This is a genomic window from Helicobacter aurati (assembly GCF_003364265.1).
In the GTDB taxonomy this organism is placed as follows: Bacteria; Campylobacterota; Campylobacteria; order Campylobacterales; family Helicobacteraceae; genus Helicobacter_A; species Helicobacter_A aurati.
Genome location: NZ_NXLW01000031.1, coordinates 1 through 3,920, shown reverse-complemented (window position 1 = coordinate 3,920; position 3,920 = coordinate 1). Strand labels below are relative to the sequence as shown.

The following is a 3,920-nucleotide window of genomic DNA, read 5'->3' as shown; positions in this document are numbered from 1 at the left end:
TGCAATAATCATACCTGAAGCATCATCAGCTGCCTTGTTGATTCTCAAACCTGAACTTAACTTTTCCAAAGAATCTTTAAGATTTCTTTGAGTAACGACTGAATTGACATGTGCATTCATAGCATTTATATTGGTATTGACTTGAAAAGCCATTGTAGTCTCCTTTAATATAATTTACTTCATAAGTTTTCTTGTCTTGTTAAAGACTAAATCGGCAGTTTTCGTTTTTTTGTTGAAATTTTGTGAAAGATTGAGAATCAAGAAGAGGATTTCGTAATATGTGCCTTGAATGCGACACTACAAATAACCCTTACAGCGGAGAAAGAGGGCTTAGGATTCTAAAGACTTCATGAAGTTTTTGATATTTTTCGCGGCTTGACGTATTCTTTTTTCGTTTTCGATTAATGCAATGCGCACATAAGAATCTCCTGCATTACCAAAACCAGCACCAGGGCTAACAGCGACTTTTGCTTCTTCTAATAGCTTCTTGGCAAACTCAAGACTCCCTAAATGTTCGCACTTCGGTGGAATCTTCGCCCAAATAAACATGCTAGCCTTTGGCATTTGCAATTCCCAACCAGCCTTACTAAAAGATTCAATCATCACTTGCATACGTTTTTGATACTGCGCTTTTACGTGAATTATCTCGTTATCGCATTCATTAAGTGCCACTGTAGCAGCAACTTGGATAGGCGTGTAGATTCCATAATCAATCCAACCTTTAATTTTTTGTAGAGCCTCAATAATTCGTCTATTACCAGCCACAAAACCAATTCGCCAACCAGCCATGTTATAGCTTTTGCTTAAAGTATAAGTTTCTACTGCAACATCTTTCGCACCTTGCACTTCAAAAATGCTAGTCGTCTTAAAATCCTCAAAACACAGTTCTGCATAAGCAATATCGCTAATAATATAGAATCGCTCTTTCTTAGCAAGCTCTACTAATTTATGATAGAAACTTTTATAAACAATTACCGTTGTCGGATTATGCGGGAAATTAACGACAACAAATTTTGGCTTAGGAAAATTTTCATAGAGTGATTTTTGCAAGGAAGAGAAAAAGGCTTCCTCATCTAGTTCGCGAGATTCATTATAGTGAATGGGAAACGTACTAGCATTCGCACCATTGATAATAAACGCATGATAATGAATAGGATAAGCTGGCTCTGGCACTATCGCAAAATCTCCCACGTTTGTGATTGCCTGCACCAAATGCACAAACCCCTCTTTACTTCCCATACCAACACATACTTCAAGGTTAGGATCTAGTTGTACATTGAATCTACGTTGATACCAATCACATAATGCCAATCGTAATTTGTAGATTCCCTTACTAACCGAATATCCTTGATTTTTGGGCTTCCTTGCGCTTTCGCAAAGCTTATCTATTACAATCTTTGGGGGCATGCCATCGGGGTTACCCATAGAAAAATCAATGACATCTTCTCCTTTTTGTCGCATATTTAGCTTTATTTCATTAATCGTGCTAAACAAATATTTTGGCAAGCGATTAATCTTGCTAAACGAAATCTCATCAAACATATTTGCTCCTTTTAGTCATAGATTGAGTTATTCTATCTTGTTATGCTTGTTTTAGCAAGCATTTAACATGCAACAGCGCGCCCTTAACTCCTAATCTTTCTGTATAATATTTGATACTTTATAATGCTCTCGTAAGGACAAATAATGCAAAGTATTTATGTCGGCAATCTCCCATGTAATGCAACAGAACAACAAGTTATTGATTTATTCGCACAATACGGGGATGTACTCTCAATAAAAATTATCAAAAATAAGCAGAAACGTTATGCCTTTGTAGAAATGGAAAATAACAATGCACATTATGCGATTCAATCGTTACATCAAACTGTGTTTCTAGAACAAACTTTAAAAGTAAGTAATGCAAGGAAAAAGTTTTTAAATCCAAATAGCAATTCATGCTCACTCATTTAGAATCTCTCTTTATAACATACACAATTTTATCTGGTGTTCCTGTAAATTTTATTGCCAATTCTTTTGGCAATTTATAAGAGGTAATACAATTTTGTTTTGCCCATTCTTTGCAAGGCAAGTTGAGATTGAGGTAATAAGGATTATGTGTGAAACGTTTTTCTGGTGGTGGCAATGTCATGTAATCGCCATAGCAGTAGTTAAGGAAATAATGACTGTCTGCAAATCCCATAAACTCTGTATCTTCAAATGGATACGACCGCATAGCCGCGATTCTATCCCGCAAAAGTATTATATCAGGATAATGGTCATAACGAAATTCTGTACCCACAAACCTACTTGTATCATAAAGATATTTACGAGACAAACAAAGAGAATCTCTTTTACAGGATTCCAGAGATTGTTGCCTTTGCTTTCGAATCTTCGTTAAAAATTTCTCTTTGTTGTGCATATTGTATTTATGGAGAAAATTATATCTCTTCTGCTTTATAGAACGAAAAAAGCTATTTTTGCCCGTTGCAATTCTCTTTTGCATATAATGTTCATGCTCTTCGCGCACAGAGATATGGTGATAAGCTAAGTCCTTTTTCTCTCGCAGTATGGTTTGCATCTGGCATGCCTCTTCATAATTATCACCATAGCCATTAAGTGCAAATATATCAATCCATATTCCGCGAATATCGAGGTAGCCCCCCCCCCCCCGTATTAGCAGTATTTATAATAAAGGTAGTACTTGTATCTTCTATACATCCCCAAGGAAACATCCAATCTAAAGAATCAAAAAAACGAAGTTTATAGGACGGATTGCTAAATAATGTTATGCCCTTTCTTTCAGAATCTTGAAACAAATCAATTAATCTGTCATAATCCTGTCTAGGCATAAAAAAATCCATATCGTCATCCCACGGAATAAATCCTTTGTGTCGTACAGCCCCAAGAAATGTCCCAAAAGCCAGAGAATAGCGCAAGTTATATGTTTCACAAATTCGCTTAAAATCCTTTGCAATCGTTAAAATGCCATTTTGCTGTTCAGTCATAACATACCTCTATCTATAAAATTGGACTTTAATAATAACACAATCTATAATAGCACACACAATTGCCATACTTAAAATAAAAATCCCTATAATAAAGCAATATACCAACAACAAGAGGAAATATGTCCTATTGCATTCTATTTAGTCCTAGTGAAGACAAGATTCTAAAGGATGTCGAATCTTCTGCTGCGCCAAATAAATATTCTGATTTTTTATCTAATCTTTGGTACGGCAAAGAGCTTCTCGCGCACAGAAAAAACCTTTACAACATTTATATTAAGTATATCCAACAGATTCTACAATCACAGGATTCCAGAATCTTGCAAGAACTTTATGGCGTTAAAAGACTTGAAGATAAAACCCTGCATGAACTATGCCTGATAGCAGCCAATCGTGATAGTCACAATAGCGAACTTATGCCTGCTATTCGACGTTATTCTGGCGTAGCCTTTCAAGGTTTAAGATATGAAAATCTGGCTTACGATGCGCAGTACGTTATTTTAAACAGAGTATTGATTTTTAGCAATCTTTTTGGCGTGATTTGCGCGCGTGATACAATTCCGTTTTATAAGCTCAAGCAAGGCAGTAAACTTCAAAATCTTAGTCTTAAAGAAGTCTATCAACCTTTTATCCCCTACTTAGAATCTACACAATATGAATGCGTAATCGATTTACGTTCAAGTATATATGCAAAGATTTGGTCGCCTAGAAATGGTTGCGCTCATCTCTTTTTTGAATTTTATAAAAATGGCAAAACAATTAGTCATTATGCAAAACTCTATCGAGGCAAGATTCTCGCTCTCCTTAGTGCATATATTGCACAATCACCCAATCACACCGCCCACACCATCATAAACTTCCTAACAGGCATCAACAATGAAGAAATGTGTTTCATAGGATTCAAAGAGAAATCTCGCACACAAATCTTACAAT

The 3,920-nt window shown here is 35.8% G+C and carries 6 protein-coding genes; 2 read left to right on the top strand and 4 right to left on the bottom strand.

What is annotated here, in order from left to right:
* Both CQA66_RS08965 and CQA66_RS08960 read right to left on the bottom strand, forming a co-directional pair.
* On the bottom strand, positions 1–153 hold a 153-nt coding region (locus tag CQA66_RS08965; RefSeq protein WP_483401385.1), incomplete at its 3' end, for a flagellin N-terminal helical domain-containing protein.
* 177 nt (positions 154–330) lie between these two features.
* Complete coding sequence (locus tag CQA66_RS08960; protein ID WP_104763476.1) at positions 331–1,542, bottom strand: LL-diaminopimelate aminotransferase; 1,212 nt, start codon at positions 1,540–1,542, stop codon at positions 331–333.
* A gap of 144 nt (positions 1,543–1,686) precedes the next feature.
* On the opposite strand from CQA66_RS08960, the gene CQA66_RS08955 reads away from it, so the two are divergent.
* Positions 1,687–1,953 carry an RNA recognition motif domain-containing protein gene (locus CQA66_RS08955; protein WP_104763475.1) on the top strand — a complete coding sequence of 89 codons (267 nt, stop codon included), beginning with the start codon at positions 1,687–1,689 and terminating at the stop codon, positions 1,951–1,953.
* Here the strand turns inward: CQA66_RS08955 and CQA66_RS08950 are convergent.
* On the bottom strand, positions 1,946–2,608 hold the full coding sequence (locus tag CQA66_RS08950) for a LicD family protein (protein ID WP_233707776.1): 663 nt from the start codon (positions 2,606–2,608) through the stop codon (positions 1,946–1,948). The two genes, CQA66_RS08955 and CQA66_RS08950, sit on opposite strands and share 8 nt — an antisense overlap.
* Before the next feature lies 1 nt (position 2,609).
* On the bottom strand, positions 2,610–2,987 hold the full coding sequence (locus tag CQA66_RS08945; RefSeq protein WP_104763473.1) for a LicD family protein: 378 nt from the start codon (positions 2,985–2,987) through the stop codon (positions 2,610–2,612).
* Between the two features lie 122 nt (positions 2,988–3,109).
* On the opposite strand from CQA66_RS08945, the gene yaaA reads away from it, so the two are divergent.
* Positions 3,110–3,920: peroxide stress protein YaaA (gene yaaA / locus CQA66_RS08940; protein WP_115582657.1), on the top strand; the 811-nt coding region annotated here is incomplete at its 3' end.

Bases quoted from the DNA above. Each gene is read 5' to 3' on its own strand.
- CQA66_RS08960 (WP_104763476.1), bottom strand. From the start codon at position 1,542: ATGTTTGATGAGATTTCGTTTAGCAAGATTAATCGCTTGCCAAAATAT.
- CQA66_RS08945 (WP_104763473.1), bottom strand. From the start codon at position 2,987: ATGACTGAACAGCAAAATGGCATTTTAACGATTGCAAAGGATTTTAAG.
- CQA66_RS08955 (WP_104763475.1), top strand. From the start codon at position 1,687: ATGCAAAGTATTTATGTCGGCAATCTCCCATGTAATGCAACAGAACAA.